General features: G+C 67.5%; 27 protein-coding genes. 14 read left to right on the plus strand and 13 right to left on the minus strand.

Translation table 11 applies throughout. The annotated features are described in order from the left end of the window. Nucleotides 1-416 precede the first annotated feature (416 nt). Both ACM0PY_RS18840 and ACM0PY_RS18845 read left to right on the plus strand, forming a co-directional pair. Entirely contained in the window at nucleotides 417-794 is a 378-nt protein-coding gene (locus ACM0PY_RS18840) for a hypothetical protein (RefSeq protein ID WP_235646835.1), read from the plus strand. Between the two features lie 20 nt (nucleotides 795-814). Beyond that, a complete protein-coding gene (locus ACM0PY_RS18845) occupies nucleotides 815-1,204 on the plus strand; it encodes a hypothetical protein (RefSeq protein ID WP_495493286.1) in 390 nt (129 codons plus the stop codon). A gap of 78 nt (nucleotides 1,205-1,282) precedes the next feature. Here the strand turns inward: ACM0PY_RS18845 and ACM0PY_RS18850 are convergent, their stop codons facing one another. Further along, nucleotides 1,283-3,796 carry an ABC transporter permease gene (locus ACM0PY_RS18850; RefSeq protein ID WP_180885295.1) on the minus strand — a complete coding sequence of 838 codons (2,514 nt, stop codon included), beginning with the start codon at nucleotides 3,794-3,796 and terminating at the stop codon, nucleotides 1,283-1,285. After that, nucleotides 3,793-4,440 (minus strand): ABC transporter ATP-binding protein, encoded by a 648-nt coding sequence (locus tag ACM0PY_RS18855; protein WP_088497863.1) that lies wholly within the window; start codon nucleotides 4,438-4,440, stop codon nucleotides 3,793-3,795. The genes ACM0PY_RS18850 and ACM0PY_RS18855 overlap by 4 nt, the downstream gene beginning before the upstream one ends. A 75-nt stretch (nucleotides 4,441-4,515) precedes the next feature. On the opposite strand from ACM0PY_RS18855, the gene ACM0PY_RS18860 reads away from it, so the two are divergent. From ACM0PY_RS18860 to ACM0PY_RS18870, 3 genes are all read left to right on the plus strand, one after another. Continuing rightward, nucleotides 4,516-5,160 carry an arylesterase gene (locus ACM0PY_RS18860; RefSeq protein ID WP_134972583.1) on the plus strand — a complete coding sequence of 215 codons (645 nt, stop codon included), beginning with the start codon at nucleotides 4,516-4,518 and terminating at the stop codon, nucleotides 5,158-5,160. Nucleotides 5,161-5,247: 87 nt separating this feature from the next. Further along, nucleotides 5,248-5,961, plus strand: a complete 714-nt coding sequence (locus ACM0PY_RS18865) for a response regulator transcription factor (protein WP_002811889.1) — start codon at nucleotides 5,248-5,250, stop codon at nucleotides 5,959-5,961. 153 nt (nucleotides 5,962-6,114) lie between these two features. Continuing rightward, entirely contained in the window at nucleotides 6,115-7,386 is a 1,272-nt protein-coding gene (locus tag ACM0PY_RS18870) for a sensor histidine kinase (RefSeq protein ID WP_005415333.1), read from the plus strand. Between the two features lie 305 nt (nucleotides 7,387-7,691). Here ACM0PY_RS18870 and ACM0PY_RS18875 read toward each other — a convergent pair whose 3' ends face one another. Further along, nucleotides 7,692-8,393, minus strand: coding sequence for an SGNH/GDSL hydrolase family protein (locus tag ACM0PY_RS18875; RefSeq protein WP_134969204.1), 702 nt, complete (start codon nucleotides 8,391-8,393; stop codon nucleotides 7,692-7,694). A 211-nt stretch (nucleotides 8,394-8,604) separates the two neighbouring features. Here ACM0PY_RS18875 and ACM0PY_RS18880 point away from each other — a divergent pair, with 211 nt between their 5' ends. From ACM0PY_RS18880 to ACM0PY_RS18920, 9 genes are all read left to right on the plus strand, one after another. Next, complete coding sequence (locus ACM0PY_RS18880; RefSeq protein ID WP_061478360.1) at nucleotides 8,605-9,000, plus strand: diacylglycerol kinase; 396 nt, start codon at nucleotides 8,605-8,607, stop codon at nucleotides 8,998-9,000. Nucleotides 9,001-9,030: 30 nt separating this feature from the next. Then, nucleotides 9,031-9,780, plus strand: coding sequence for a TerC family protein (locus ACM0PY_RS18885; protein WP_072167878.1), 750 nt, complete (start codon nucleotides 9,031-9,033; stop codon nucleotides 9,778-9,780). 261 nt (nucleotides 9,781-10,041) lie between these two features. Continuing rightward, complete coding sequence (locus ACM0PY_RS18890) at nucleotides 10,042-11,202, plus strand: MFS transporter (RefSeq protein WP_134972584.1); 1,161 nt, start codon at nucleotides 10,042-10,044, stop codon at nucleotides 11,200-11,202. Nucleotides 11,203-11,763: 561 nt separating this feature from the next. Further along, nucleotides 11,764-12,384 (plus strand): LemA family protein, encoded by a 621-nt coding sequence (locus tag ACM0PY_RS18895; protein ID WP_069139522.1) that lies wholly within the window; start codon nucleotides 11,764-11,766, stop codon nucleotides 12,382-12,384. 3 nt (nucleotides 12,385-12,387) lie between these two features. Beyond that, nucleotides 12,388-13,275, plus strand: coding sequence for a TPM domain-containing protein (locus tag ACM0PY_RS18900; protein ID WP_235646833.1), 888 nt, complete (start codon nucleotides 12,388-12,390; stop codon nucleotides 13,273-13,275). Further along, on the plus strand, nucleotides 13,275-13,769 hold the full coding sequence (locus tag ACM0PY_RS18905) for a TPM domain-containing protein (protein WP_005415340.1): 495 nt from the start codon (nucleotides 13,275-13,277) through the stop codon (nucleotides 13,767-13,769). Before ACM0PY_RS18900 ends, ACM0PY_RS18905 begins: the two co-directional genes overlap by 1 nt. Before the next feature lie 51 nt (nucleotides 13,770-13,820). Next, nucleotides 13,821-14,708, plus strand: a complete 888-nt coding sequence (lgt, locus tag ACM0PY_RS18910) for a prolipoprotein diacylglyceryl transferase (protein ID WP_134972818.1) — start codon at nucleotides 13,821-13,823, stop codon at nucleotides 14,706-14,708. Then, entirely contained in the window at nucleotides 14,705-15,499 is a 795-nt protein-coding gene (locus tag ACM0PY_RS18915; RefSeq protein ID WP_180886125.1) for a thymidylate synthase, read from the plus strand. Before lgt ends, ACM0PY_RS18915 begins: the two co-directional genes overlap by 4 nt. A 5-nt stretch (nucleotides 15,500-15,504) precedes the next feature. Then, nucleotides 15,505-15,996 (plus strand): dihydrofolate reductase, encoded by a 492-nt coding sequence (locus ACM0PY_RS18920; RefSeq protein ID WP_180886124.1) that lies wholly within the window; start codon nucleotides 15,505-15,507, stop codon nucleotides 15,994-15,996. Nucleotides 15,997-16,082: 86 nt separating this feature from the next. On the opposite strand, the gene ACM0PY_RS18925 is transcribed toward ACM0PY_RS18920, so the two are convergent. The 10 genes from ACM0PY_RS18925 to ACM0PY_RS18970 all read right to left on the minus strand — a co-directional run bounded on the left by ACM0PY_RS18925 (nucleotide 16,083) and on the right by ACM0PY_RS18970 (nucleotide 25,951). Beyond that, on the minus strand, nucleotides 16,083-16,730 hold the full coding sequence (locus ACM0PY_RS18925; RefSeq protein ID WP_180886122.1) for a DUF1287 domain-containing protein: 648 nt from the start codon (nucleotides 16,728-16,730) through the stop codon (nucleotides 16,083-16,085). Beyond that, on the minus strand, nucleotides 16,727-17,749 hold the full coding sequence (locus ACM0PY_RS18930) for a symmetrical bis(5'-nucleosyl)-tetraphosphatase (protein WP_005415345.1): 1,023 nt from the start codon (nucleotides 17,747-17,749) through the stop codon (nucleotides 16,727-16,729). The genes ACM0PY_RS18925 and ACM0PY_RS18930 overlap by 4 nt, the downstream gene beginning before the upstream one ends. 15 nt (nucleotides 17,750-17,764) lie before the next feature. Next, the gene (gene apaG, locus ACM0PY_RS18935; RefSeq protein WP_008268668.1) at nucleotides 17,765-18,148 is read right to left on the minus strand and encodes a Co2+/Mg2+ efflux facilitator ApaG/CorD; all 384 of its coding nucleotides are present in this window, start codon (nucleotides 18,146-18,148) and stop codon (nucleotides 17,765-17,767) included. Between the two features lie 13 nt (nucleotides 18,149-18,161). Then, a complete protein-coding gene (gene rsmA / locus ACM0PY_RS18940; protein ID WP_180886121.1) occupies nucleotides 18,162-18,965 on the minus strand; it encodes a 16S rRNA (adenine(1518)-N(6)/adenine(1519)-N(6))-dimethyltransferase RsmA in 804 nt (267 codons plus the stop codon). Beyond that, complete coding sequence (gene pdxA / locus ACM0PY_RS18945; RefSeq protein WP_414609462.1) at nucleotides 18,962-19,942, minus strand: 4-hydroxythreonine-4-phosphate dehydrogenase PdxA; 981 nt, start codon at nucleotides 19,940-19,942, stop codon at nucleotides 18,962-18,964. The genes rsmA and pdxA overlap by 4 nt, the downstream gene beginning before the upstream one ends. 3 nt (nucleotides 19,943-19,945) lie before the next feature. Next, on the minus strand, nucleotides 19,946-21,289 hold the full coding sequence (locus tag ACM0PY_RS18950; protein ID WP_005415349.1) for a peptidylprolyl isomerase: 1,344 nt from the start codon (nucleotides 21,287-21,289) through the stop codon (nucleotides 19,946-19,948). After that, nucleotides 21,286-23,766, minus strand: a complete 2,481-nt coding sequence (lptD, locus tag ACM0PY_RS18955; RefSeq protein WP_180886118.1) for an LPS-assembly protein LptD — start codon at nucleotides 23,764-23,766, stop codon at nucleotides 21,286-21,288. Before lptD ends, ACM0PY_RS18950 begins: the two co-directional genes overlap by 4 nt. Nucleotides 23,767-23,855: 89 nt before the next feature. Then, entirely contained in the window at nucleotides 23,856-24,794 is a 939-nt protein-coding gene (locus tag ACM0PY_RS18960; protein WP_111201126.1) for a histone deacetylase family protein, read from the minus strand. A 9-nt stretch (nucleotides 24,795-24,803) separates the two neighbouring features. Next, nucleotides 24,804-25,358, minus strand: coding sequence for a cob(I)yrinic acid a,c-diamide adenosyltransferase (locus tag ACM0PY_RS18965; protein WP_019661123.1), 555 nt, complete (start codon nucleotides 25,356-25,358; stop codon nucleotides 24,804-24,806). Nucleotides 25,359-25,366: 8 nt separating this feature from the next. Continuing rightward, a complete protein-coding gene (locus tag ACM0PY_RS18970; RefSeq protein ID WP_111178742.1) occupies nucleotides 25,367-25,951 on the minus strand; it encodes a hypothetical protein in 585 nt (194 codons plus the stop codon). Between the last annotated feature and the right edge of the window lie 27 nt (nucleotides 25,952-25,978).

Consider the following 25,978-nt stretch of genomic DNA (forward strand, 5'->3'; position numbering starts at 1 on the left):
GGAGTCGAGCACAGCTCGACTCCACAACCGCATCCACTCATGGCGTGGCTCTGCCGGGCCGTTCATGTGCTCTTGGTAGGTGCCGAGCTTGCTCGGCACGCTTTCGGTGGTGACGCGATGCGGTGTCTGCGCGCGTCGCCGGACGGATTGGTGCCTTGCGCGCATAGACATGACGCATTTCGCTGGATTTTGTCCGAGTCCGCTTTCCGGCTTCTGCGCATGGGGTAGGGTGGCCGCTCACGCAGTCATTGAACGTCGCCGCAGATGAAGCTTTCCGCCATGTGCAGTCAAATGTTGTCCGGCGAAGCCTGCGATGATATCGACAGCTTCTTTCTCGAAATCGATGACTTCCAGGAAGCCGCACTTGTTTCGCGAACCCAGTGGATAGACGGGCTGCTCGCGCGTCTTGGGCTTCGATGGACATCGGCTTATCTGTTCAGTCTCTGCATGCAGTTCTGGCGACCGTTCGTATTGCCGGCAGCGTGCGCGATCCAGCCGGAGCGAAGATGTTACTGGCATTGAGCTTCACCGATTTCGAGCTGTATGCGGAAGAGGGCGTGCTGCTCCCCAACGTTTTCTACTATCCAGGTACGGCGGGGATCGCATTTGGAGCCCGGCGCTGGCACGAAAGCGGCAGCAACACCTCGACGGAAATCGACGCCGTGCGCTCCGTTGTCGAAGATGCCGGCCTGCTCGCGGGTTTTCGCTTCTGCGAAAGCCGCACCGATGGCCCTCCCGGTTACGAAGTTGTTCGTGTCTTTGCGATTCCAATGCATGGAAACGAGGCTTGCTGATGGTCGTGCCAGAACGCCAGATGTTCGATACCTATCTGTCCGATCCGCAGGTCTACGATCGTCTTGAACAGCATATCCACGACCACTTCATGACGGGAATCAACGCGGCAAGCCTGCGCATTGAAGACTTCCGCAGCCCGCACTACAACACGTTCTTCGTCGATGGCACTAAGGATCGCGATGCCAACCCGATCTTCTCCGCCAAGCACCTGCCCAGCGGCAACATCGTTCGTATCGTCATTCTTGACAGCCCGCCTGAATACAGCGAAGTCCGTAAGCGGATAGGGGATAACGAGGAGAAGGACGAGCTCTGCCTGTTCATAACGCTTCTGGGCGTGCAGCGCGCGATGAGCACGACCGTGGCCTGGGCGCAGCAACAGGCGTCCATCATCCCGGCCACTCGTCAGTAGACCCACGCCATGTGTGGATGCGCTTAGGTGGGGCGCGCAGCATGCAGCCGGCCCCACCCGCAGCGTGTCACGGCCGCCTCAGGCCTCGCGCAACGCCAATGCCGGCGGCGTATGCAGGATCGCCCGCGTACCCCACCAACCCGCCAACAGGCTCAAACCGATGCCGACTACGCCGCCGATCAGCAGCCCTGGCCACGGCGGCAGCAATGGCAGCTCGAACACCTTCTGCGAGACCGCCACGCCGATCGCAGCGGCCGCGCCCACTGCCAGCATCGCCGCCAGCGTGCCCAGCGCGCCGAACTCCACCAGTACCGCGCCGCGCAGTTGGCGTCGGGTCGCACCCAGGGTGCGTAGTACCGCGCTGTCGTAGCGACGCTCGCCGGCGGTGGCCTGCAGCGCGGCCAGCAGCACCAGCACACCAGCCAGCAGGCTGAACACCATCACCAGCTGCACCGCCTGCGCCACGCGCTCCATCACATCGCGCACCTGCGAAATCACCGCATCCACGTCCAGCAGCGACAGGTTCGGCTGCGCGCGTACCAGTTCGCCCAGGCCCGCCGCTTTGCCGGCCGGCAGATGGAAGGCCGACAGCAGGTTGTGCGGGGTGTCGCCCACCGCATTCGGGTTCAGCAACACGAAGAAGTTCGGCCGGAAGGTGTTCCAGTCGGCCTTGCGCACGCTGGTGACGGTGAACTCGCGTTCCTGCTCGCCCACTGCAATGGTGATGCGATCGCCCGGGTACACGCCGTAACGCTTGGCCCAGCCGATTTCCACCGAAGCTTCCGGCGCGGTGCTGTCGGCTTTCCAGAAGGTGCCATTGACCAGCGTATTGGCCGGCGGGAAGGTGCTGCGCCAGCTGAAATTCAGTGGCCGGTTCTCGTCATCGTCATCGCGCTGGCCGCCCTGGGCCGGTTGCCCGTCCTGTCCTGGCTCGCGGTCTACGCGCAGCGGCGGCTTGCCGTTGATCGCGATCAGGCGGCCGGTCGCCATCGGTTCGATGCTGGCGTCGCCGGCGCCCAGTCCACGCAATGCGGCCAGCACACTGTCGCGCTGTTCTGGCTGGATGTTGATCAGGAAGTAGTTCGGCGTATCCGCAGGCAGGCGTTCGCGCCACTGCTGCAGCAGGCCGGGGCCGGTGACTGCCAGCAGCAGCAACGCGCACAGCGACAGCGACAGCCCGACCAGCTGCATCACCGCCAGCAGGCGGCGCCGGGTCAGTGCGGCCAGGCCCAGTCGCCAGTGGCCATGCAGGCGATGCTGCAGGCCGCGCAGCAGCTGCAGCAGCACGAAGCCGACCACGCCGGCGGCCAGTGCCAGCGTGGCCAGGCCGCCCAGCACCCACAACGCCAGCTTCAGGTCGCCGGTGACTTGTACCGCCAGCAGCAGGCTGGCCGCCAGCGCCGCCACATAGGCCAGCAGTGACGCCGGCGGCAGGGCAGCGAAGGAACGGTTGAGCACCCGCATCGGCGGCACCCCACGCAGGCGCAGCAGTGGCGGCAGGCCGAAGCCGAACAGCAGCAGCAGGCCGATGCCGGCGCCGGTCAGCGCAGGCATCGCCTCGGGCAACGGCAGGCGCTGCGGCACCAGGCTGCCCAGTACCTGCACCAGGCCTTCCTGCGCGGCCATGCCCAGGCCGATGCCGAGCGCACAGGCCGGCACCGCCAGCATCAGCAGTTGCAGTGCCAGGCCCAGCAGGATGTCGCGCTGGCGCGCACCCAGGCAGCGCAGGATCGCCACCTGGTCGATGCGGCGCAGGGCGAAGCGGTTGGCCGCCAGCGCCGTGGCCACGCCGGCCAGCAGTACCGCCAGCAGCGCGCTCAGGCCGAGGAAGCGCCCGGCCAGGTCGAAGGCCTGGCGCACGCCGCGCTGGGTGTCATCCACGCTCAGCAGGCGCAGGCCCTTCACCTGTGGCAGCAGCCACTCACGCAGGGACGCGACCAGCCCGGGCGGTCCTGCAAACATCAGCCGGTAGTTGATGCGGCTGCCGGGGCCAAGCAGTCCCGTGCCTTCCACATCGGCGCGGTTGACCAGCAGGGTGGGGGACAGCGTCAGCAGGTCGCCACCGGTGTCCGGCTCGGCCTCGATGATGCCGGCGATGCGCAGCGTGCCGGCGCCGAACTCGAGATCATCGCCGGCCTTCAGCCCGAGCCCCTGCAGCAGGCGTGGGTCGGCATAGGCCTGGCCCTTGGGTGGCATGCCGGCATCGGTGATCAACGTACCGCCGGGCGTGGCCCGTACCCGCAGCGTGCCGCGCAGTGGATAGCCCGCCTGCACCGCCTTGATGCTGGCCATCTGGCTGGCCTCGCCGTTGAACAGCACGCTGCCGAAGCTGGCGATGCGGGTGTAGGCCAGTCCACGCCGTTGTGCCTCGTCGGCGAATGCCTGCGGCGGGTCATCACGCCCGGCGATGCCGAGATCGCCACCGAGCATTTCCGCCGCGCTGCCGGTCAGCGCCAGGTTGACCCGGTTCACCAGCGTGCCCACCGCGGTCATCACCGCCACGCCCAGCACCAGTGCGGCGAACACGGTGAGCAGGTCGCCGGCCAGCGCCTCGCGGCGCAGTGCGCGCCACGCGTGGCGCAGCACGTTCATGCCTGTGCCCCACGCTCGACCGGCAGCAGGCGGCCGTCATCGATGCGGTGGATGTACTGGCAACGCTGCGCCAGGCGCAGGTCGTGGGTGACCAGTACCAGGGTGGTGCCGCTGCCGGCGTTGAGTTCGAACAGCAGGTCGCTGACGTGCTGGCCGGTGGCATGGTCCAGCGAGCCGGTCGGTTCGTCGGCGAACAGGATGCGCGGGCGGGTGACGAAGGCACGCGCCAGTGCCACGCGCTGCTGCTCGCCACCGGACAGCTGGCGCGGGTAGTGGCGGGCACGATGGGAGAGGCCGACCTGGGCCAACACTTCATCGACCCGCGCGCGATCCTCGCGCCCGGCCAGCTCCAGTGGCAACGCGACGTTCTCGGCGGCGGTCAGCGCCGGCAGCAGATGGAAGCTCTGGAACACGAAGCCGACCTCGCGCGCGCGCAGCTGGGCTCGCGCTTCTTCATCGAGGCCGCCCAGGTCCTGGCCCGACAGCGCAATGCGGCCGCGGCTGGGCAGGTCCAGCCCGGCCAGCAGGCCGAGCAGGGTGGTCTTGCCCGAACCGGATGCGCCGACGATGGCCGCGCTGGTGCCTTCATGGACGGTCAGGGTGATGTTGTCCAGTATGTGGACTTCACCCTCCGGGCCCTGCACGGATTTGCCGACCTGGTCGACGGCGATGGCGACGGGCGCGCTGCGGGGGGACAGGCTGTCGATGAGGAGACTCCAATGTGCAAGACGGGATGGAGCCGGCGAGCCGGCGCGATGATGGTGCTGCTGCTAGGGTTCCTGCTGTTGCCGGGGCTGGCCTGTGCCAAAGGTCCGGCCGGCACCGTGCTGGTGCTCGGCGACAGCCTCAGTGCCGCCCACAATATCCCTGCCGACGCCGGCTGGGTCAGCTTGCTGCAACAGCGGGTCAGGCAGCAGTCGAAAACCCCGGCGCGCATCGTCAACGCCAGCATGAGCGGGGAAACCACCGCCGGCGCGCTGACCCGCCTGCCGGGCCTGCTGGCCAGGGAGAAGCCGACCGTGGTGGTGATCGCGCTGGGCGGCAATGACGCGCTGCGCGGGCTGACCCCGGCGCAGGTGCAGGGCAACCTGGAAAAAATGGTGCAGGCCAGCCAGAAGGCCGGTGCCAAGGTGCTGCTGCTGGGCATCGACGTGCCGCCCAACTACGGACCGGCCTACCGCCAGCGCCTGGCCGCGGCCTACAAGGCGCTGGCCACGCAGTACAAGGTGCCGCTGCTGCCGTTCCTGCTGGAGGGCGTGGCCCTGCAGCCGGGCATGATGCAGGGCGACGGCCTGCACCCCACGGCGCAGGCGCAGCCGAAGGTGCTGGACAACGTCTGGCCGCTGCTCAGGCCGCTGCTCTGAACCGTTTGTGTACCTCTTGACGGAACTTCACATCGCGTCCACCGTCGATCCGGCATGTTTCACAAAGCTGAAGTTAGAGGGAATCACATGCGTCAGACGAAGGAGACCTCCGGCTTGGTGCTGGTGGTCGAAGACAACCGCAACATCTCCGAGATGATCGGGGAATACCTGGAAGGTCGCGGCTTCGAAGTCGACTATGCACAGGACGGCCTGGATGGCTACCGCCTCGCGGCGGAGAACAGCTATGACGTCGTGGTGCTCGATCTCATGTTGCCGCGCCTGGATGGCATCGAAGTGTGCCGTCGCCTGCGCAACGATGCGCGCAAGTCCACGCCGGTGCTGATGCTCACGGCACGCGACACGCTGGACGACAAGCTCACCGGCCTCGGGTTCGGTGCCGATGACTACCTGACCAAGCCGTTCGCGATCCAGGAGCTGGAAGCCCGCCTACGCGCGCTGATCCGTCGCGAACGCCGCCAGGTCGGTTCGGAGGTGCTGAAGGTCGCCGACCTGGTGCTCGATCCGGTCAGCATGCGGGCTACCCGTGCCGGTACCGAGCTGCAGCTGTCGCCGATCGGCCTGCGCCTGCTGACCATCCTGATGCGCGAATCGCCGCGCGTGGTCACCCGCCAGGAGATCGAACGCGAGATCTGGGGCAATGGCCTGCCGGATTCGGACACCCTGCGCAGCCATCTGTACAACCTGCGCAAGATCATCGACAAGCCGTTCGACCGTCCGCTGCTGCACACCGTGCAGAGCGCCGGCTATCGCATTGCCGATATTGCCCAGCCGATGGCCTGATCGGGGCCCGGCCTGTGCAGCATCAGGCCCGGCCGGGCAACGACCCCGCACCGGGCACGGATGACCGGCCGGCGCTGCCGCCGGTCAGCGTCCGTGCACGACTACGGCGCAGCGCGCTGCCTATAATCGCAGCGCTCTGACCGGGACCCCGCAATGCCGCACGGCCTGCCGCGCAAGATCCGTATCGCCTTCATCCTGCAGGCAGTCCTGGCCAGCCTGGGCATCCTGCTCGGTGCCTGGCTGGTCTCGCTGGTGATCAAGCACAGCCTGGTCGGCGCCGCCCTGCGCGAGGAAGCGGCCTATTACTGGACGCTGCACGAGGCGTCGCCGGTGCAGCCGCCGCCCAACACCCACAACATCCGCGGCTACCTGCTGGAAAGCGGGCAGTCGGCACTGTCATTGCCGGCCAACCTGCGCACCCTGGAGCCTGGCTTCCACGAGCTGCCCCAGGACGACCAGCTGGTGCTGGTCGACGTGCGCCCTGCCGGTCGCCTGTACCTGGTGTTCCTGCGCTCGCGCGCGGAGATGCTGGCGTTCTGGTTCGGCATCGTGCCGGTGCTGCTGACCCTGTTGGCGGTGTATGGCGCCAGCTGGGTCACCTACCGTGCCTCCAAGCGACTGGTGTCGCCGGTGAACTGGCTGGCGCGGCGCGTCTCGCGCTGGGACCCGGGCCACCCCGAAGCGGCCGATCTGGAGCCGAACAAGCTGCCGGCGGACATGCAGGGCGAGACCCGCCAGCTGGCGGCCGCACTGCATTCGCTGGCCAACCGGGTCAGCGCGCACGTGGCGCGCGAGCGCAACTTCACCCGTGATGCCAGCCATGAGCTGCGCACGCCGTTGACCGTCATCCGCGTGGCCAGCGACATGGCCCTTGGCGATGAAACCCTGCAGCCGCGCCTGCGCCGCAGCCTGCAGCGCATCCAGCGTGCAGGCCGTGACATGGAGGCGGTGATCGATGCGTTCCTGATCCTGGCCCGCGAGGCCGATGTCGAACCGCAGATCGAGCTGTTCGACGTCAACGACATCGTCCGCTACGAGGTGGACAACGCCAACGAGCTGCTGGGCAACCGGCCCGTATCGGTGCACCTGCACGGCGAAGGCCCGGTACAGCTGCACGCACCGCCGCGGGTGCTGCAGGTGGTGGTCAGCAACCTGGTGCGCAATGCCTGCAGCTACACCGACGAAGGGCGTATCGACGTGCACGTGCTCAATGACCGGGTGGTGGTGCGCGATACCGGCATCGGCATGTCCGCCGAGGCGCTGTCGCGCGCGTTTGAACCGTTCTACCGCGCCGAGCCGAGCCGTCCGCAGGGCACCGGCCTGGGCCTGTCGATCGTGCGCCGGCTGTGCGACCGCTTCGGCTGGAAGGTCAGCCTGGCCAGCGAGCCGGGCAAGGGCACCGAGGCCACGGTGATCTTCCGGTAGAGGGATTTTGCCGGGCTGCGCCCGGCACCCGCCGAGGCAACATCAACATCAAAAGCGGGCATTCCGTGGAATGGCGGGGCGGTGTGGGTTTGCAGGACACGCCGTAAACCCCCAGACCGGCCCAGCCGCTGGCGGCTGTGCGTTCGGGCGCTTGCGAAGCAGTGCTTCGCAAGCAAAGCGCCCTCACCCCTGGGGGCTCGATGGCGCCATCCATGGCGCCAACGGTCCTGCAAACCCACACCGCCCCGCCTTCGACAGTTTCCCGCGATCCGCAGTAGATCCACGTCATGCGTGGATGGGGTTGCTCAGTTGCAGTTGACCTTCGGCGCCAGCGCCCTGGTCCAGATCGCATAGCCGGCCGGGGTCATGTGCAGCATATCCTCGCGGAACAGCGTCGCGTCCGGCTGGCCATCGGCGCCGAGCATCGGCGTGTAGATGTCGGTGAAGCCGGTATTGGGCAGCCTCGCCAGTGCAGCCTTGATCAGCGTGTTGGCTTCGTTGATCGCCGGCAGCAGGTGCGCGCGCGACGGGCTCGGCTTGATCGACAGGTACTCCACCCTGGTCTTCGGCAGGTCGCGATGCACGCGCTGCACGAAGGCGACCACGTCGTCGCGCACCTGCACGGGGCTGCGACCGCTGTTGAGGTCGTTGTCGCCCGCGTAGAAGAACACCTTGCAGGGCGCATACGGCACCACGATGCGGTCGGCGTACCAGGTGCTGTCGCGCACTTCCGAGCCGCCGAAGCCGCGGTTGAACACTGGCTGGCCAGGGAAGTCGGTGGCCAGGCTTTCCCAGAAGCGGATCGAGGAGCTGCCGATGAACTCGATGCCACCGCGCGGCGGCGGGTTGGACTGGTCGGCGCCGGCGAAGCGGGCCATGTCGCCGGCCCAGGCCACGTTGGAGACCTGTTCTGGCACACGGGGCGACTCGGCCGGGCTCAGCGCCTGGGCCAGCGGTGCGGCAGTCAGCAGGCCCAGCATCAACAGGCAGGTACGGCGACGGGACATCAGGCGCTCCAGCAGGCAAGGGGCATCCATCATAGGAGCATGCCCGGGCCGTTGCTTGCCCCTGGCAGGCCGTTCAGCGGGCCGGCGCGGGCTGCGGTTGGCGGCCTTGTGGCAAAATGGCCGCCATCTGCCTATTCCTGTGCACCCATGATTCCCTGCCGTGCGTCTGAGCGGTCGCTGCGCCGCGCCCCCGTTGCTGGATGTTCCACCCGTGGCTGATCAGTTCGGCCACCTGCCGCGCGGCCCGCGCCGCATCTTCCAGGCCGCCCGCTGGTCCTGGCAGGGCCTGCGCGCTGCCTGGCTGCACGAGTCCTCGTTCCGGCTTGAGGTCTACCTGCTGATCCTGCTGACGCCGATTGCGATCTGGCTGGGCCAGACGCCGGTCGAACGCGCGCTGCTGATCGGCTCGATGCTGCTGGTGCTGGCGATGGAGCTGGCCAACTCGGCCATCGAAGCGGTGATCGAACGCTACGGCAGCGAGATCCATGAGCTGGCCGGCCGCGCCAAGGACATGGGCTCGGCGGCGGTGTTCGTGCTGATGATGAACGTGCTGCTGTGCTGGGCGCTGGTCGTGGTCCCGCATGCAATGGCCGGCAAATACGGCTGATCCCTCATTCCCCCTTGTTGAAGAGTTCCCATGTCCCTTGAGTTTCTTGCCGATCCGAATGTCTGGTTGACCCTGTTCACGCTGAGCGCGCTGGAAATCGTGCTCGGCATCGACAACCTGGTGTTCATCTCCATCGCCGTCAGCAAGCTGCCAGAGCACCGCCGCCCGTTCGCGCGTCGGCTCGGCATCGCGGTGGCCTGTATCACCCGTATCGGCCTGCTGGTATCGCTGGCGTACCTGGCGCACATGCAGGCGAACCTGTTCACCGTGGCCGGCATGGGCATTTCCATCCGCGATCTGGTGCTGATCGTTGGTGGCCTGTTCCTGATCATCAAGGGTTGGATGGAAATCAAGGAAATGATCACCGGTGGCGAAGATGAAGATCCGAGCACGACCAAGACCTCGGCCGTGTTCGGCTACGTGATCGCGCAGATCGCGGTCATCGACATCGTGTTCTCGCTGGACTCGGTGATCACCGCGGTCGGCATCGCTGACCACGTGCCGGTTATGGTCGCCGCGATCCTGCTGTCGGTAGCGGTGATGCTGCTGGCCGCCAACCCGCTGGGCCGGTTCATCGACGCCAACCCGACCGTGAAGATGCTGGCGCTGGCCTTCATCCTGCTGATCGGTGCGGTGCTGATCCTGGATGGCCTGGACGTGCACATTCCCAAGCCCTACATCTACGCCGCGATGGGCTTCTCGGTGCTGGTGGAGTGGCTGAACCTGCTGATGCGCCGCCGCGCCCGCGAGCACCACGTGCCGGGTGCCGGCGACTGGTAAGCGCATGACCCGAACCCCCGGCCAACGCCGGGGGTTCTTCGTTCTGCCTTGTAGAGCCGAGCCCGTGCTCGGCTGACCGGCAGGAAGCAGCCGAGCATGGGCTCGGCTCAACACCGGAACTGCGGTTTTTGCACTTGTGGCTGCGTTCCGGCCTCCACTTGTGAACGAGGATCAACAGTGTTTTCCCGGGGCGAGGCTTAATCCGGCGCAGCAAAGCGCGCAGGCTACGCACTCCCGATTCCCGCCCCCCAGGACTCCCCCATGAATTCCAGAGCCGCCTTGCTGGCGCTTGCCGTTGGCGCCTTCGCCATCGGAACCACCGAGTTTGCCCCGATGGGCCTGTTGCCGGTCATCGCCGACGGCGTCGGCGTTGGCATCCCCACTGCGGGCATGCTGATCACCGCCTATGCCGTGGGCGTGATGCTGGGCGCGCCGGTGATGACCCTGCTGATGGGGCGTTTCGGCAAGCGCACCGCGCTGATGCTGCTGATGTCGATCTTCGTGGTCGGCAACCTGCTGTCCGCGCTGGCGCCGAACTACGGGCTGCTGCTGCTGTCGCGCCTGGTCACCAGCCTCAACCACGGTGCCTTCTTCGGCATCGGTGCGGTGGTCGCCGCCAGCCTGGTGCCAAAGGAAAAGCAGGCTGCTGCCGTGGCCACCATGTTCATGGGCCTGACCATTGCCAACATCGGTGGCGTGCCGCTGGCGACCTGGGTCGGCCAGCAGCTGGGCTGGCGCCTGTCCTTCGCCGGTACTGCGGCGTTGGGCCTGATCGCGATCACTGCGTTGGGTTTTGCGCTGCCGGCGTCTGCGCCGGGACCGCGCCCGGACGTGCGCCGCGAACTGAAGGCGATCCTGCAGCCGCAGGTGCTGCTGGCCATGGCCACCACCGTGCTTGGTGCGGGTGCGATGTTCACGCTGTACACCTACGTCGCACCGGTGCTGACCGAGTTGACCGGCGCCTCCAATGCCTTCATCGCGGTGTCGCTGGCCCTGATCGGCATCGGCTTCACCCTCGGCAACGGCATCGGTGGGCGCATGGCTGACTGGTCGCTCGATGGCGCCACCCGTATCCTGCTGGCTGCCCTGGCGGTGCTGATGTTCGTGCTGCCGCTGGCCTTCATGAGCCACGCCACCGCGGCGCTGGGTGTACTGCTGTTCGGTGCGGCGACCTTCGCCCTCGTGCCGCCGCTGCAGATCCGGGTGATGCAGGTGGCCAGCGAGGCGCCGGGCCTGGCGTCGTCGATCAACGTGGGTGCGTTCAACCTCGGCAATGCGGTGGGTGCCGCGCTGGGTGGTGCGGTGATCAGCTCGGGCCTGGGCTACGCCGCGATTCCGGTGGCCGGTGGCCTGCTGGCGGCATCGGGCCTGCTGCTGGCATGGCTTGGGCGTCCCCGCACTGCGGTGGTCGAGGCCTGCTGAGGGGTGTTGGATTCCGGCAGGGCTTGCAGCCCTGCACCCGTTAAAGGCGAAGGCAACCGCCGAAGCAACAGCAACCGCAACAGCCGGCGCTGGTTTTCTGAGGGTTGGGCGGGGCGGTGTGGGTTGGCAGGACACGCCGTGAACCCATCCATGGGGGCTCGATGGCGCCATCCATGGCGCCAACGGTCCTGCCAACCCACACCGCCCCGCCTCCGACAGATTGCCGCGATCGGTCGGAACGGCGTTCTGCTTTGGTAGGTGTCGACCTTGGTCGACACGAATGCCTGAAGAACCGGCTTTTGCTTTTGATTTTTCTTTTGATCTTCCCGCGGTGCGCAGGAAATTGTCCGTGGCCGGGAGGGTGGGTCGGCTGGGGGCGTGAGCCGCATGGATGCGGCGACCGAGCTTACATGGACGTACTTGCAGCGGCCCCCAGCCGACCCACCCTCCCGGCCCACCCCGAGCTGGCTGGACCACACCGCGGAGGGGGCAGCGCCCGATGGCCGGTCTTTCACCCGAACCATGGCATGCTCTGCGCCAAGTCCACCCGGAACCTCCGCCATGCGCCTGTTCACCCGTGTCCTGCCCCTGATGCTGCTGGCCTCCCTGTTGTCCGGCTGCGGCTACAACGCCATCCAGCAGAAGGATGAGGCGGTCAAGGCCAGCTGGTCCGAAGTACTCAACCAGTACAAGCGCCGCGCCGACCTGGTGCCCAACCTGGTGCAGACCGTCAAAGGTTTCGCCAGCCAGGAAGAGCGCGTGCTGACCGAAGTCACCAACGCCCGCTCGCGTGTCGGCCAGATCAACGTCAACGCCGATGACGAAGCCTCGCTCAAGCAGTTCCAGCAGGCCCAGGGTGAACTCGGCAGCGCGCTGTCGCGGCTGCTGGTGGTGACCGAGAACTATCCGGTGCTGAAGTCCGACCAGAACTTCCGCGACCTGCAGGCCCAGCTGGAAGGCACCGAGAACCGCATCACCGTTGCCCGCGGCCGCTACATCCAGCAGGTGCAGGACTACAACACCTACATCCGCTCGTTCCCGCAGGTGATCACCGCCAAGATCTTCGGCTACAAGACCAAGCCGAACTTCACTGTGGAGAACGAGGCGCAGATCTCCAACGCACCGGCGGTGGATTTCGGCAACGCGCCGCAGCAGCAGCCGGCACCGCAGCCGGGCCACTGACCGATGCGCCTGGCCACCGCGCTGCTGGCTCTGCTGCTGTGGCTGCCGCTGGCAGCGCAGGCTCAGCAGCTGGCGCCGATTCCGGCGCTGGATTCGCCGGTGGTCGACACCACCGGCACGCTGGATGCCGCGCAGAAGCAGGCACTGCTGCACCAGGCGCTGGACCTGCAACAGCGCAAGGGCAGCCAGCTGCAGGTGCTGGTGGTACCCACCACCCAGCCGGAGGACATCGCGCAGTACACCACGCGGGTCTTCGACCAGTGGCAGATCGGCCGCAAGGGCGTGGATGACGGCGTGCTGCTGGTGGTGGCCAAGGACGACCGGCGCGTGCGGATCGAGCCGGGTTACGGTCTTGAAGGCGCGATTCCCGATGCCATCGCCAACCGGGTCATCCAGGAATACCTGGTGCCGCGTTTCCGCGCCGGCGACTACGCCGGGGGCATCACCGATGCCACCGCCGTGCTGGTCAAGCTGATCGATGGCGAAACGCTGCCGGCACCGGTCAGTGGTCATCGTGGGCGCGAGCCGGGTGGCGGCGGCGATACCTGGTTTCTGGCGCTGTTCATCGGTGTGTTCGCCGGCAGCATCCTGCGCGGCGTGTTCGCGCGCGTGCCGCGCCCGCTGCGTGGCCTGCTCGGCGGCGCTGGCGCAGCCGTGGCGGCGTTCCTGTTCACCTCCACCCTGCTGGCCAGTGGCCTGGCCGGCGTGGTTGGCCTGATCGTGGCGATGCTGTCCGGTCATCCGGGGCGCTTTGCCGGCGGTGGTGGCTGGGGCGGTGGCAGCTGGGGCGGGGGAGGCGGCTTCGGCGGTGGTGGTGGATTCGGCGGTGGTGGCGGCTGGGGCGGCGGCGGTGGCCGTTCCGGTGGCGGTGGCGCTTCGGGAGGCTGGTGATGATCCAACGTCTGTTCCGTCATGTATGTTCGCCGTCGGTACGTCGCGCGTTCCCGCCAGCCACGCTGCAGGCGATCACCGAGGCCATCGCGGCCGGTGAGCAGCGCCACGGCGGTCAGGTGATGTTTGCGGTGGAGGCTGATCTGCCGCTGGCCGCGTTGTGGCACAAGGTCACCCCGAGGCAGGCCGCCGAGCATGCCTTCGCACGCCTGCGCACCTGGGACACCGCCCACAACAACGGCGTGCTGATCTACCTGCTGCTGGCCGACCATGCCATCGAGATCGTCGCCGACCGCGGCCTGCATGGCCGGGTCAGCCCGGCGCAGTGGCAGCGGGTCTGCACCCATCTGCGCGAGGGCCTGCGTGGTTCCAATCCGGTGGAAGCGCTGCAGGATGCCATCGACGAGGTCTCCAGCCTGATCGAAGGGCACTTTCCGGCCTCGACGCGGTCGAACGATGACGCGTTGCCGAACTCGCCCCAGCTCCTTGGTTGAGCCGGGGCGGCACTGGCCCGAGAATAGGCGTTCAACCGCAAGGCACCTTCCATGATCTATTTCCACGACATCGACCCCATCGCCCTCTCGCTGGGGCCGATCAAGGTGCACTGGTACGGCATCATGTACCTGCTCGGCTTCACTGCGGCCTGGCTGCTGGGCCGCACGCGCATCGCCGCCGGGCGCCTGCCGGGCGTCGATGCCAACGGCTTCTCCGACCTGTTGTTCTACGCCATGCTCGGCGTGGTGCTGGGCGGCCGCATCGGCTACATGCTGTTCTACGCGCTGGGGGATTTCCTGCACAACCCGCTGCTGCTGTTCAAGGTGTGGGACGGCGGCATGAGCTTCCATGGCGGCCTGCTGGGCGTGCTGGGTGCCTGCTGGTGGTGGTCGCGCAAACACGCGCTGCACTTCTTCGACACCATGGATTTCATGGCGCCGCTGGTACCGCTGGGCCTGGGTTTTGGTCGCATCGGCAACTTCATCGGCGCCGAGCTGTGGGGCAAGTACACCGACGGCACTTGGGGCGTGGTGTTCCCGTCGGGCCTGCCGGCGCCGCTGAACCAGTTGGACCACGCGACCCTGCAGGCGCAGTTCGCCACCGGCGCGCTGAACCAGTTCGCCCGCCATCCCTCGCAGCTGTATGAAGCGTTCCTGGAAGGCCTGGTGATGTTCGTGGTGCTGTGGACGGTGTCGGCCAAGCCGCGCCACCGTTACCTGGTCGGCGGCCTGTTCGCGCTGATGTACGGCCTGTTCCGCTTCGCGGTGGAGTTCGTGCGCATGCCCGACAACGGCGTCTATGTGGCCTTCGACTGGCTGACCCGTGGTCAGATCCTCAGCCTGCCGCTCATCGCCTTCGGCCTGGTGCTGCTGGCGATGTCGCGCCGCGCGCCGGTACTGCAGCCGCAGCTGCCGGTGGCTGCCGAGGGCAAGGCATGAAGGCTTACCTGGACCTGCTCTCGCACGTGCTCGAGCACGGCGCCGAGAAGAGCGACCGCACCGGCACCGGTACCCGCAGCGTGTTCGGCTGGCAGATGCGCTTCGACCTCAATGAAGGTTTCCCGCTGGTCACCACCAAGAAACTGCACCTGCGCTCGATCATCCATGAGCTGCTGTGGTTCCTGAAGGGCGATACCAACATCGGCTACCTGAAGGACAACCAGGTACGCATCTGGGACGAGTGGGCCGACGAGAACGGCGACCTCGGCCCGGTCTACGGCAGGCAGTGGCGCAGCTGGGCCACCGCCGATGGCCGCGAGATCGACCAGATGCAGTGGCTGGTGGACGAGATCAAGCGCAACCCCGATTCGCGCCGGTTGGTGGTCAGCGCCTGGAACGTGGGCGAGCTTTCGCAGATGGCGCTGATGCCGTGCCACAACCTGTTCCAGTTCTACGTGGTGGACGGCAAGCTCAGCTGCCAGCTGTACCAGCGCAGCGGCGACATCTTCCTCGGCGTGCCGTTCAACATCGCCAGCTATGCGCTGCTGACCCACATGGTGGCGCAGGCCACGGGCCTGGGCGTGGGCGACTTCGTGCATACGCTGGGCGACGCGCACCTATATTCGAACCACTTCGAGCAGGCGCGCGAGCAGCTTTCGCGTGAACCGCGCGCGCTGCCGAAGCTGTGGTTGAACCCGGAGGTGAGCGACCTGTTCGGCTTCCGGTTCGACGACATCCGCATCGACGGCTATGACCCGCACCCGGCGATCAAGGCGCCGGTGGCGGTGTGAGTGCCATGAAGCTCTCGATGATCGTGGCGCTGGACCGCAACCGTGGCATCGGCCAGGGCAATGCGATGCCCTGGCACCTGCCGGATGATTTCAAGCATTTCAAGGCGCTCACCCTGGGCAAGCCGATCCTGATGGGGCGCAGGACGGCCGAGTCGATCGGCCGCGTACTGCCGGGGCGCACCAACCTGGTGCTGACCCGCAGCGGCCAGGTGCCGTTCGTGGGCATGCGCGCGGTGGCGTCGCTGGACGAGGCGAAGGCGATTGCCGAAGGCGAGGGCGCCAGCGAGCTGTGCATCATCGGCGGCGGCGAGATCTTCCGTCAGCTGCTGGACCGGGCCAGCGACCTGTACCTGACCTGGGTCGATGCCGAAGTCCCCGCCGACACCCATTTCCCCGAGGTGGCCGTGCAGGACTGGCGGGAAGTGAGCAGCGAGCCGCACCCGGCCGATGACCGCCATGCCTACGCGTTCCGTTTCGTGCATTACGTGCGCCGCTGAGGATGGTTTCCTGTAGAGCCGAGCCATGCTCGGCTGCTGTTGCCTGACCCCTCCCGTAGCCGAGCATGGCCCAGCTCTACAGGGGCCTACGGCATCCGGTAGTGCCCGATGATCGCGTGCTGGAACAGCAGGTTCTCTTCACGCGTGCCGCGTGCGATGTTGTGCAGCACCAGCGGTGTGCCATTGGCCAGCCTCCGGTCGGAGACGATGCCGACATGCAGCAGACCGTTGCCGTTGAGCTTCCAGGCCACTATGTCACCGGCCGCATAGTCGGTGGAGAGGGCGGTGATCGGTTGCTGCCAGCCCTGCCGTTCGAACCAGCGCATCAGGTTCGGCACACGCCGATGATCAATGTTGCGGTCCGGCCGTGACAGGCCCCAGATCGCGGGATACGCGCTGAAGTTGCCGCGCATGTCTTCATGCACGCGCGCCTGCAGGTCCAGGCCCTGGCTGCGCAGGGCGCGCACCACCACGTCGGTGCACACGCCGCGATCAAGCGGGACGTCGCCGCCGGGATAGGACAGGACCTGGTAGGCGGGATCGTAACGGGTGGTGACGCCGATCTGTGCGCGCGCTGCGGCCACCAGTGGTGGTGAAGGGGCCTGCGGCTGCGATGGCGTGGGGGCGGCATTTCCGCCGCCGGTGGGAGCCGGGGGCGAAGCAGGCTGGCAGCCGCTGGCCAGGGCCAGCGTCAGCAGCAGCACCCTCCATGGTGCCCAGCCGCGCCGCGTCATGCCTGCGGCGCGGCGCCGTTGTTGTGGGGTCCACCGGAGCCTCCACCGCCACCACCTCGACGGCGACGACGGCGCGGACCACGGTTGCCCGGGTTGGCAGCAGCGGCGTTGCCGCCGCCCTGTTCCTTGCCCTGCACCGCAGCGGCGGGGCGCTCGTGTGCCGGTCGCGCCGGCGGGCGGGCGTGGGGTACGGGTGCCGGTACATCACGGCCCGGTACCTGCACCACGCGCAGCTCGTCGGTATCGAGCTGGATCGCGGTCAGCTTGCCGCCCCAGACTGCGCCGGTGTCGATGGCGTGCACGCCCTGGGTGATGGTCAGGCCCAGCGCCGACCAGTGGCCGCAGACGATCTTGAGGTCGCGCTCGACCCGTCCAGGTACTTCGAACCAGGGGTAGAGTCCCTGTTCCTGCGTGCCAGGGGTGCCCTTGTCCTCGATGCCGATGCGCCCGCGCGGGGTGCAGTAGCGCATGCGGGTGAGCACGTTGATGATCGCACGCGAACGGTCGTAGCCGGACAGGTTCGGCGCCCAGCTTGGCTTGTCGCCGTACATGTTGCGGAACAGCTTGCGGTAGCCGGCGCCGTGCAGCTGCACCTCGACTTCGGCGGCGTGCTTCTCTGCCATCTGCGTGGTCCACTTCGGCGCCAGGCCGGCGTGCACCATCATCCAGCCCAGCTCGCGATCCACATGCACCAGCTTCTGCAGGCGCAGCCAGTCCAGCAGTTCGTCGCGGTCCTCGGCCTGTACGATGCGCAGCAGGTCCGGGTTGACCTTGCGCTGCTCCTCTTCGGTGCGTGCACCGACGGCCAGCAGCGAAAGATCATGGTTGCCCAGCACCACCACGCTGTGCTCGCGCAGCGAATGCACCAGCCGCAGCGTTTCCAGCGACTGGCCGCCACGGTTGACCAGGTCGCCGCAGAACCACAGGGTGTCCTGGGCCGGGTCGAAGCGGATCTTCTCCAGCAACCGCTGGGTCACGTCGTAGCAGCCCTGCAGGTCGCCGATCGCCCACACACTCATCGTTCGGCCTCCGTGTCAGTGCAGGGTACGCGGGACGGCCAGCACGAACGGTGCGACCGGCGCGGCAAATTCGGTGCCATCGTCGGCGACCATGTCGTAGTGCCCCTGCATGGTCCCGTGATCGGTCCCCAGCATGACACCGGACGTGTAACGGAAGTCTTCACCGGGGCGCAGCCGCGGCTGCTCGCCGATCACCCCGTCGCCATCGACATGCTCGACACGGCCATTGGCATCGGTGATGCGCCAGTGGCGTGCGACCAGGCGTGCGGCGACCCGCCCCTGGTTGTGGATGCGGATCGTGTAGGCGAACGCAAAGCGACCGTCTTCCGGCGCGGATTGATCGTCGAGGAAGCGCGGCGCGACTTCGACGGAGATGGCATATACGTCAGCGTCTTCCATACCGGCAGTGTAATCAGGAGGCATTGGCCAAAGCGATGAATTCGGCCACGTCCAGCTGTTCGGCGCGGGTATCGGGACGCACGCCGGCAGCGATGAACTGCTCGGCGGACACCACGTTGTTCAGGGCATTGCGCAGGGTCTTGCGGCGCTGCCCGAAGGCGGCCTTGACCACCTCGGCGAAGCGCGTGTGGTCATTGATGCTGATCGAGGCCGGGTCACGCGGCACCAGCCGCACCACGGCCGAATCGACCTTCGGCGGCGGCCGGAACGCGCCCGGCGGCACCACGAACAGCGAGGTCACCTGGCAGTAGGCCTGCAGCATCACGCTGAGGCGGCCATACACCTTGCTCCCGGGGCCGGCCGCCATGCGGTCGACCACTTCCTTCTGCAGCATGAAGTGCATATCGCGGATCACCGCGGCATGCTCCAGCGCATGGAACAGGATCGGCGAGGAGATGTTGTAGGGCAGGTTGCCGACCAGGCGGATCGGCTGGCCATCGGCCAATTCGGTGAAGTCCACGCGCAGCACGTCGCGGTGGACGATGGTCAGCTCGCCCAGCGGCTCGGCGGCGGCGGTCAGCGGCGCGATCAGGTCGCGGTCGAACTCGATCACCGTCAGCTTCGGGTGCACGCGCAGCAGCGGCAGGGTGATGGCGCCCTGGCCTGGACCAATTTCAACCAGGCGGTCACCATCTTTCGGATTGACCGCCATCACGATCTTGTCGATGTAGTGGCGATCGGCCAGGAAATGCTGGCCAAGCTGCTTCTTGGCCGGTGCGGTGAACACCGGGCCGGAGGGGGAATGCGGGGAATTCATGCGCTCAGTGTACGTTGCCGCGCCAGCTGCGCACACAGCGTCGTTGCCGCCTGCAGGCTGGAAGGATCGGCGATGCCGCGGCCGGCCAGGTCCAGCGCGGTGCCATGGTCGACCGCCACGCGCGGGTAGGGCAGGCCCAGGGTCAGGTTCACCGCCTGCTCGAAGCCGGAATACTTCAGCACCGGCAGGCCCTGGTCGTGGTACATCGCCAGCACGGTGTCGAAGCCGGCCAGCTTGGCCGGCAGGAAGGCGGTGTCGGCCGGCAGCGGGCCGACCAGGTCCATGCCCTCCGCGCGCAGGCGCTGCAGCAGGGGGATGACCAGGTCCAGTTCCTCGCGTCCCAGATGGCCGTCTTCGCCGGCATGCGGGTTCAGCCCGAGCACCGCGATGCGCGGCTCAGGCAGGCCGAACTCGCGGCGCAGCGCGGCATGCACCGTACGCAGGGTGTGTTCCAGGCTGGGCGCGGTGATCGCATCGGCCACTTCGCGCAGCGGCAGGTGGGTGGTGGCCAGGGCCACGCGGACAATGTGATTGGCCAGCATCATCACCACCTTCACTCCGGCCTGGTCGGCCAGCAGTTCAGTGGTGCCACTGTAGGCAATGCCGCCTTCGTTGATGACCGCCTTGTGCACCGGGCCGGTCACCACACCGTGCAGTTCACCGGACAGGCAGGCCTGGCCGGCGCCGAGCAGGGCACCGATGACCGCGCTGGCGTTGGCCGGATCGGCCTGGCCGAAGTGGCTGGGCGCCGCGTTGCGGACGGCGCGCAGGCGCAGATCGCCCGGGACGCGTGCTTCGGCGTCCTCGGGCAGCAGTTGCAGGGGCAGGTTCAGCGCGGCCGCGGCCACGCGCAGGGTGTCCGCGTCGGCGAAGGCCAGCAGCCGGCAATCTTCACGCGGCTGCTGGACGAGGCGGACACACAGCTCCGGGCCGATCCCGGCGGGCTCGCCCGGTACCAGAGCGAGCTCGGGGCGCATCGGTCAGGACTGCGGCGGAGTGGCGGTGTTTTCCGCGCGGTCGCCGCTGCGGAAACTGACGTAGGCTTCGCCACGCAGTTCCTGCAGGAAGCGGTTGTACTCGTCTTCCAGCTTGCGACGGCCGATGGTCTCGCGGACCTGGGCACGCTGGTTGTCGGTGGTCACGTCGGTCTGGCGGGTCGCCACGCGCTGCACGATGTGCCAACCGGCGTCGGTGCGGAACGGCTGGCTGACGCCACCATCCTGCAGGCCACTCACCTGCTGGCCGAAGGCCGGACCGAACGCGTCAGCCGGGAACCAGCCGAGATCACCGCCCTGGCCCTTGCTGTTGTTGTCCTCGGAGGACTCCCTGGCAACGGTCTGGAAGTCGGCGCCGCCAGCAATGCGGGCGCGCAGGGTATCGATCTTGGCCTTGGCAGCGGCATCGGTCTGGTTGTCGTCCACGCGGACCAGGATGTGGCGGCCGTGGTACTCGGTGACCGTCTGCTCACCGGCGGCGGAACTGCTGTCACGCACTTCCACCAGCTTCAGCAGCTGGAAGCCGCTCGGGCCGCGGATCGGGCCGACCACCTCGCCCGGCTTCATCTTTTCCATCAACTGGGCAAAGGCCTGCGGGATTTCATCCAGGCTGCGCCAGCCCAGATCGCCGCCTTCCAGTGCGTTCGGGCTGTCCGAATAGCGCACGGCCGCCGCGTTGAAGTCCAGCTCGCCCTTGTCCAGCAGGGCCTTCACGCCATCGGCCTTCTTCTGGCCGGTGGCGATCTGGTCGGCGTTGGCACCGTCGGGCAGGGCGATCAGGATGTGCGCCAGGTGGTACTGGTTGCCTACCGTGGCCTGCTGCTTCAGCGCGGCGTCGACTTCACCCTCGCTGACGCTGATGCGGCTCTGCGCGAAGCTCTGGCGCAGGCGCTGCACGGTGATCTCGTCACGCACCGACGCACGGAAATCGTTGAAATCGATACCGTCATGGGCCAGGCGCTGGCGCAGCGCGTCCAGGTTCGAACCGTTCTGCTGGGCAATGGCGTTCATCGCCTGGTTCAGCTCCTGGTCGCTGACACGGATCCCGCTGCCCTGGGCGCGGGCCACCTGCAGCTTGACCAGCACCAGGCGTTCGAGCACCTGGCGGCTGAGCACGTCTTCCGGCGGAAGCTGGTTTTCGCGGCCAGCGTACTGCGCCTTGATGTTGGCGATCGCACGCTGGAGCTCGCTCTGCAGGATCACGTCCTCATCGACGACGGCAGCGATGCGGTCAAGCGGCTGCGCCTCCTGGGCAAGCACCTGCAGGGGGGCGGACACGCTGGACACCGCCAGCAGCGAGGCGAGAAGAACGGGGAAGCGCTTGGTCATGGGATCAGGTTCGGATCGTAGTCATCCCGGGTCGCCCCGGTGTTGCTCGGCGGCACGAGATAGAGGTCGTCGCGGTTGTAGCCGAGGATAGCACGGCGCAGGGTACGGTCCGTGTCCTGCCCCAGGGAGCTCAGGCCCTTGAGCACGAACTCCAGCTGGATGGCGTTGTTCATCTCGCCTTCGCGGTTGCGGACGTAACGGCGGGCGACCGCACGCACGGCCAGGCAGCAGCTGTCCCACTGGACGCCGGCGATGATTTCCAGCGGTTCCTTGTCCTGCAGCGAGTAGTAGTAGCGACCGACCAGGCTCCAGCGCGCATTCAGCGGGTACAGGAACGACAGGTCGGCCTGTTCCAGCAGGGTACGGTCGTGCTTGTTGGCGGTGGCCGGGGCGCCCGAGTTGATGCGGTAGCGGTAGCTCAGGTTGATCACGCCATCGTTGGGCATCAGGTAGCGGGCACGGACGCTGGCCAGATCCTCGCGCTTGTACTTCGGGTCCCACTGATAGGTGGCACCCAAGGTCCAGCGGTCGTTGATCATGTAGTTGCCGTCGGCGATCCACGCCGACTTGCCCTTTTCCACCGGCGCGCCGCCCGGAGTGACGGTCACCCGCGACTCGTCGAAATACTGGATCTGGCCGATCGAAGCCGAGAACCGTTCCTTGCCGGTGGTCTGGTCGATGAACCGGGTACTCAGTGCCAAGGTCAGCTGGTTGGCATCGTTCTGGCGGTCGGCGCCGGTGTAGCGCGAGTCGCGGAACAGCTGGCCCCAGCTGAAGGTGAAGTCACGGGTATCGAAGATCGGCAGCTCGTCCTGGTTGCGGTACGGCGTGCGCAGGTAGAACAGGCGCGGTTCCAGCGTGTGCAGGAATGACTTGCCGCCGATGGTGGTCTCGCGATCGAAGAACAGGCCGGCGTCGATGCTGCCGATCGGCAGGCTGCGGCTGGGCGATTTGTTGCCGCGCAGCTGCTCCGGCGTGGCGGTGTTCGGGTCGATGCCCTGCGAGGCCAGCACGTTGCGGCGGACGCTGTCAGCGAGGCCCTGGTCCAGGTCGTAGCCGGTGTAGCGGTAGGCCAGGGTCGGGGTGACGTACCAGGCCGCGCCACTGATCGGGAACGACACGTACGGCTTCACGTCCAGGCGCGAGCCGCCGTACATGCGCTGGGTCTGGCCGTTGCGCGTGTACTGCAGGTCGGGCCCCGCATCAGCGCCGTACTTGAAGTTGATGTCGTCGTGGGTGAAGCGCACGGCTTCGGCATAGATGCCGGTTTCCAGCCACGGCAGGACCGGCTTGTCCCAGTTGAGGTACAGGCGCGGCTGGCGGTTGTACGGCAGCGCGCTTTCATTGAGCGTGTAGTCGGTCAGCTGCCAGCGGTCGGCCATGATGCCGGCCGTCCAGTTCCGGCCGGTGCCGTACAGGCCCACGGTGCTCTGCAGGTTCGAGGCAGTCACCCCGACCAGGCGGTTGGCGAAGTCCTCGACATAGCGCTCGTCGCTGACCCAGGCCAGGTTGGCGCGGGCCTGCCAGTGGCTGTCCACGTTGTGGTAACCGCTGAACATCACCCGGCCGCGGTCGCGGTCGCGCAGCTTGTCGTTGGGCATGAACGCGGTCAGCAGTTCACCGCGGCCGCCGTTGTAGAGATAGCGGAACTCGTTGTCGAGCATCAGGCCGCGCCGGCTCATGTAGCGCGGGGTCAACGTGTCGTCGTAGTTCGGCGCCAGGTTGAAGTAGATCGGCTGTGCGTAGTCGAATCCGTTGCGCCCGGACATGCCCAGCTGCGGGAACAGCAGGCCGGTCTTGCGCCGGTCATCGATCGGGAACTTGAAGTACGGCGCCCACAGCACCGGTACCTTGCCGATCCGCAGCACGGCGTTGCGGGCGGTGCCGAAGCCCTCGTCGTTGTCCACTTCGATCTGCGGCGCCGACAGTTTCCACACCGGCTGTGACGGGTCGCAGGTGGTGTAGGTGGAGCGGTGCATCTGGCCGACCGCGCCCTGCAGGTCGACCGACTCGGCATCGCCGTTGCCGCGGCGCGACACCAGCTGGTACTTGATGTCGGTGATCTTGTGGGTGTCGCTTTCCTGGTTGCCCTCGGCGCGCTTGGCGACCATGCGGATCGAGGAGTCCTGGTAGCGGACATTGCCGTCGGCGATGTAGTTGCCGCTCTCGGTATCGAAGCTGAGCTTGTCGGTGCCGACGAACTGGTCGCCGCGGCGCAGGGCCACGTTGCCTTCGTACTGCGGCACGGTGGTCGTGCCCAGCAGCTGGTCACCCTCGATGTCGGTCGGCTGCTGCTCGCGCGCAGCGCTGGCGGCGGCCTTGTCCTGCCCCGGGACCGGGGTGGGGGCATCGGTGAACGCGGGAATCACGTCGGTAGCCGGGCACAGGCCCCAGTTGAGCGGCTTTTCATCGGCCATTGCCGGCAGGCAGATGGCGATGCTCAGAGGCAGGGGAAGCAGGCGGAGGGCTCGGCGCACGCGGTTCGGATTCGGGCGAAAACGGACGGTAGCTTGCCCCATCCCTTGCATAGGGGCAATGAAGGACGCCGGAGCCTGCCGGCTCGGGTTCATCCGGAGACGCTGCCGGGAGGGGGCAGCAGCAGGGCCCGGACATGGGCCACGCTGCACTCGGCAAGGGCCTGCAGGTCATAGCCGCCTTCCAGCATCGAGACCACCCGGCCGGCCGCATGGCGGCGCGCCAGCGCATGCAGTTCCCGGGTGATCCAGGCGAAATCGTCGGTTTCCAGCATCAGGTCGGCCTGCGGGTCGCGCAGGTGGGCATCGAAGCCGGCCGAGATCAGCAGCAGCTGCGGGCGGAAGTCGTCGATGGCCGGCAGCATCTCGTCGGCCCACACGTTGCGGAAGCGGAAACCGCCACTGCCGGGGGGCAGCAGGATGTTCATCAGGTTGCCGGCACCGCGGTCGCGGCGCAGGCCCGAATTGGGGAACAGCCCGGCCTGGTGGGTGCTGTAGTAGGAGACCCGGGCGTCGTGCTGGAAGATGTCCTGGGTGCCGTTGCCATGGTGGACATCGAAATCGACCACCGCGATCCGCTCCAGCCCATGGCGGTCGCGGGCATGGGCCGCGGCAATGGCAATGTTGTTGAGCAGGCAGAAGCCCATCGCGGTGCTGCTGGTGGCGTGGTGGCCCGGGGGCCGCACCGCGCAGAAGGCCAGCGGGTCCTCGCCCAGCATCACCGCATCGACTGCGGCGACGCCGGCACCGGCGGCGTGCACGGCGGCGCTGGCCGAGCCCGGCGAGGTCCAGGTGTCCATGTCCAGCTGGCGCAGCGGTGCGGTCTGCGGCTGCAGCACGAAGTCGAGCAGGGCGCTGTCGTGGACCCGGGTCAGTTCGCCGAACTTCGCCGGCGGCGCCTCGCGCCAGTCCAGCTGGCCGGGGAAGGCGGTGTGCAGCGCGTCCAGCACCTGCTGCAGCCGTTGCGGGCATTCGGGATGGCCGGGACCGGGGTCATGCAGCAGGCAGGACGGGTGGGAATAGACCAGCATCGTGCCGACTCAGCGCTGGCGCTGCTGTGGCTGCCACAGCGCTTCGCCATGGCCGTCGGCGCGGGCCAGCACCCGGGCCAGCACGAACAGCAGGTCCGACAGCCGGTTAAGGTATTGCAGCGCCTCGCTGCGGACGGCCTCGTGGCGGGCCAGGGTGACCGTCTCGCGCTCGGCGCGGCGGACGATGGTGCGGGCCAGATGGCAGCGCGCGGCAGCTTCGCCGCCGGCCGGCAGGATGAATTCCTTCAGCATCGGGAGGTTGGCGTTGTAATGGTCCAGCTGCTGCTCCAGGGCCGAGACGTCGGCGGCATGGATCGCGGCGTGGCCGGGAATGCACAGCTCGGCGCCCAGATCGAACAGCTGGTGCTGCAGATGCACCACCAGCGCGCGTACATCCTCGGGCAGGGGCGCGGCCAGCAGCAGGCCGAGCGCGGCGTTGGCCTCGTCGACGGTACCGAAGGACGCCACGCGGGCGTCATCCTTGGCCACGCGTTGGCCGTCGCCAAGGCCGGTACTGCCGTCGTCGCCGGTGCGGGTATAGATGCGCGAGAGGCGATGACCCATGGCGCAGCTCAGTGCCGGATGTCGCGGCGGGCCTGCTGGAGCTTCAGTACCTGCTCCACGGCCAGCTGCAATGCCGCCGCCAGCGCCACGTAGATCGCGGTGGTGCGCAGGTAGGGGCCGAACCATTGTGCGTAGTTCTGCGCCCAGCCGGCCAGCGTCGGCTCGGCCACGTTGCGGGTGGTCCAGTAGAAACCGCTCTGCGCCAGCAGGTGGCAGACCGCCACCGAGGCCACCAGCAGCAGCGCACCCTTGGCCAGCACCGGCCAGCGTGCGCCCTGGTAGTTGCGGCCCAGCAGCATGCCGCCGGCCCACAGCGAGAAGTACGCCGGCAGCAGCAGCCAGTAACCCGGCGACACGCAGTAGTGCTGCCAGAAATCCAGGCCGCTGCTGCGGATCACGATCCAGTCCACCAGCACGGCGAACACCATCAGCAGCGGAAACGCCCAGCGTGTCCACGTGGCCAGGTAGAAGCCACCGATGAAGAACACCGCCCAGGAGGCATCGGGGATCGCCGCGAAGTGGTTGACCCGGGTCGCCGCCAGCAACAGCACGAGGACGGACAGGACGAAGGCGCGGTTGGCGGTGGCGGACATGGCAGCGGGCCCGGAGCGGATTCAGGT

The organism is Stenotrophomonas sp. BR163 (assembly GCF_047520985.2).
Lineage (GTDB): Bacteria > Pseudomonadota > Gammaproteobacteria > Xanthomonadales > Xanthomonadaceae > Stenotrophomonas > Stenotrophomonas sepilia.

Bases quoted from the DNA above. Each gene is read 5' to 3' on its own strand.
- ACM0PY_RS18840 (WP_235646835.1), top strand. From the start codon at position 417: ATGGACATCGGCTTATCTGTTCAGTCTCTGCATGCAGTTCTGGCGACC.
- ACM0PY_RS18845 (WP_495493286.1), top strand. From the start codon at position 815: ATGTTCGATACCTATCTGTCCGATCCGCAGGTCTACGATCGTCTTGAA.
- ACM0PY_RS18850 (WP_180885295.1), bottom strand. From the start codon at position 3,796: ATGAACGTGCTGCGCCACGCGTGGCGCGCACTGCGCCGCGAGGCGCTG.
- ACM0PY_RS18860 (WP_134972583.1), top strand. From the start codon at position 4,516: ATGTGCAAGACGGGATGGAGCCGGCGAGCCGGCGCGATGATGGTGCTG.
- ACM0PY_RS18865 (WP_002811889.1), top strand. From the start codon at position 5,248: ATGCGTCAGACGAAGGAGACCTCCGGCTTGGTGCTGGTGGTCGAAGAC.
- ACM0PY_RS18870 (WP_005415333.1), top strand. From the start codon at position 6,115: ATGCCGCACGGCCTGCCGCGCAAGATCCGTATCGCCTTCATCCTGCAG.
- ACM0PY_RS18875 (WP_134969204.1), bottom strand. From the start codon at position 8,393: ATGTCCCGTCGCCGTACCTGCCTGTTGATGCTGGGCCTGCTGACTGCC.
- ACM0PY_RS18885 (WP_072167878.1), top strand. From the start codon at position 9,031: ATGTCCCTTGAGTTTCTTGCCGATCCGAATGTCTGGTTGACCCTGTTC.
- ACM0PY_RS18890 (WP_134972584.1), top strand. From the start codon at position 10,042: ATGAATTCCAGAGCCGCCTTGCTGGCGCTTGCCGTTGGCGCCTTCGCC.
- ACM0PY_RS18895 (WP_069139522.1), top strand. From the start codon at position 11,764: ATGCGCCTGTTCACCCGTGTCCTGCCCCTGATGCTGCTGGCCTCCCTG.
- ACM0PY_RS18900 (WP_235646833.1), top strand. From the start codon at position 12,388: ATGCGCCTGGCCACCGCGCTGCTGGCTCTGCTGCTGTGGCTGCCGCTG.
- ACM0PY_RS18905 (WP_005415340.1), top strand. From the start codon at position 13,275: ATGATCCAACGTCTGTTCCGTCATGTATGTTCGCCGTCGGTACGTCGC.
- lgt (WP_134972818.1), top strand. From the start codon at position 13,821: ATGATCTATTTCCACGACATCGACCCCATCGCCCTCTCGCTGGGGCCG.
- ACM0PY_RS18915 (WP_180886125.1), top strand. From the start codon at position 14,705: ATGAAGGCTTACCTGGACCTGCTCTCGCACGTGCTCGAGCACGGCGCC.
- ACM0PY_RS18920 (WP_180886124.1), top strand. From the start codon at position 15,505: ATGAAGCTCTCGATGATCGTGGCGCTGGACCGCAACCGTGGCATCGGC.
- ACM0PY_RS18925 (WP_180886122.1), bottom strand. From the start codon at position 16,730: ATGACGCGGCGCGGCTGGGCACCATGGAGGGTGCTGCTGCTGACGCTG.
- ACM0PY_RS18930 (WP_005415345.1), bottom strand. From the start codon at position 17,749: ATGAGTGTGTGGGCGATCGGCGACCTGCAGGGCTGCTACGACGTGACC.
- apaG (WP_008268668.1), bottom strand. From the start codon at position 18,148: ATGGAAGACGCTGACGTATATGCCATCTCCGTCGAAGTCGCGCCGCGC.
- rsmA (WP_180886121.1), bottom strand. From the start codon at position 18,965: ATGAATTCCCCGCATTCCCCCTCCGGCCCGGTGTTCACCGCACCGGCC.
- pdxA (WP_414609462.1), bottom strand. From the start codon at position 19,942: ATGCGCCCCGAGCTCGCTCTGGTACCGGGCGAGCCCGCCGGGATCGGC.
- ACM0PY_RS18950 (WP_005415349.1), bottom strand. From the start codon at position 21,289: ATGACCAAGCGCTTCCCCGTTCTTCTCGCCTCGCTGCTGGCGGTGTCC.
- ACM0PY_RS18960 (WP_111201126.1), bottom strand. From the start codon at position 24,794: ATGCTGGTCTATTCCCACCCGTCCTGCCTGCTGCATGACCCCGGTCCC.
- ACM0PY_RS18965 (WP_019661123.1), bottom strand. From the start codon at position 25,358: ATGGGTCATCGCCTCTCGCGCATCTATACCCGCACCGGCGACGACGGC.
- ACM0PY_RS18970 (WP_111178742.1), bottom strand. From the start codon at position 25,951: ATGTCCGCCACCGCCAACCGCGCCTTCGTCCTGTCCGTCCTCGTGCTG.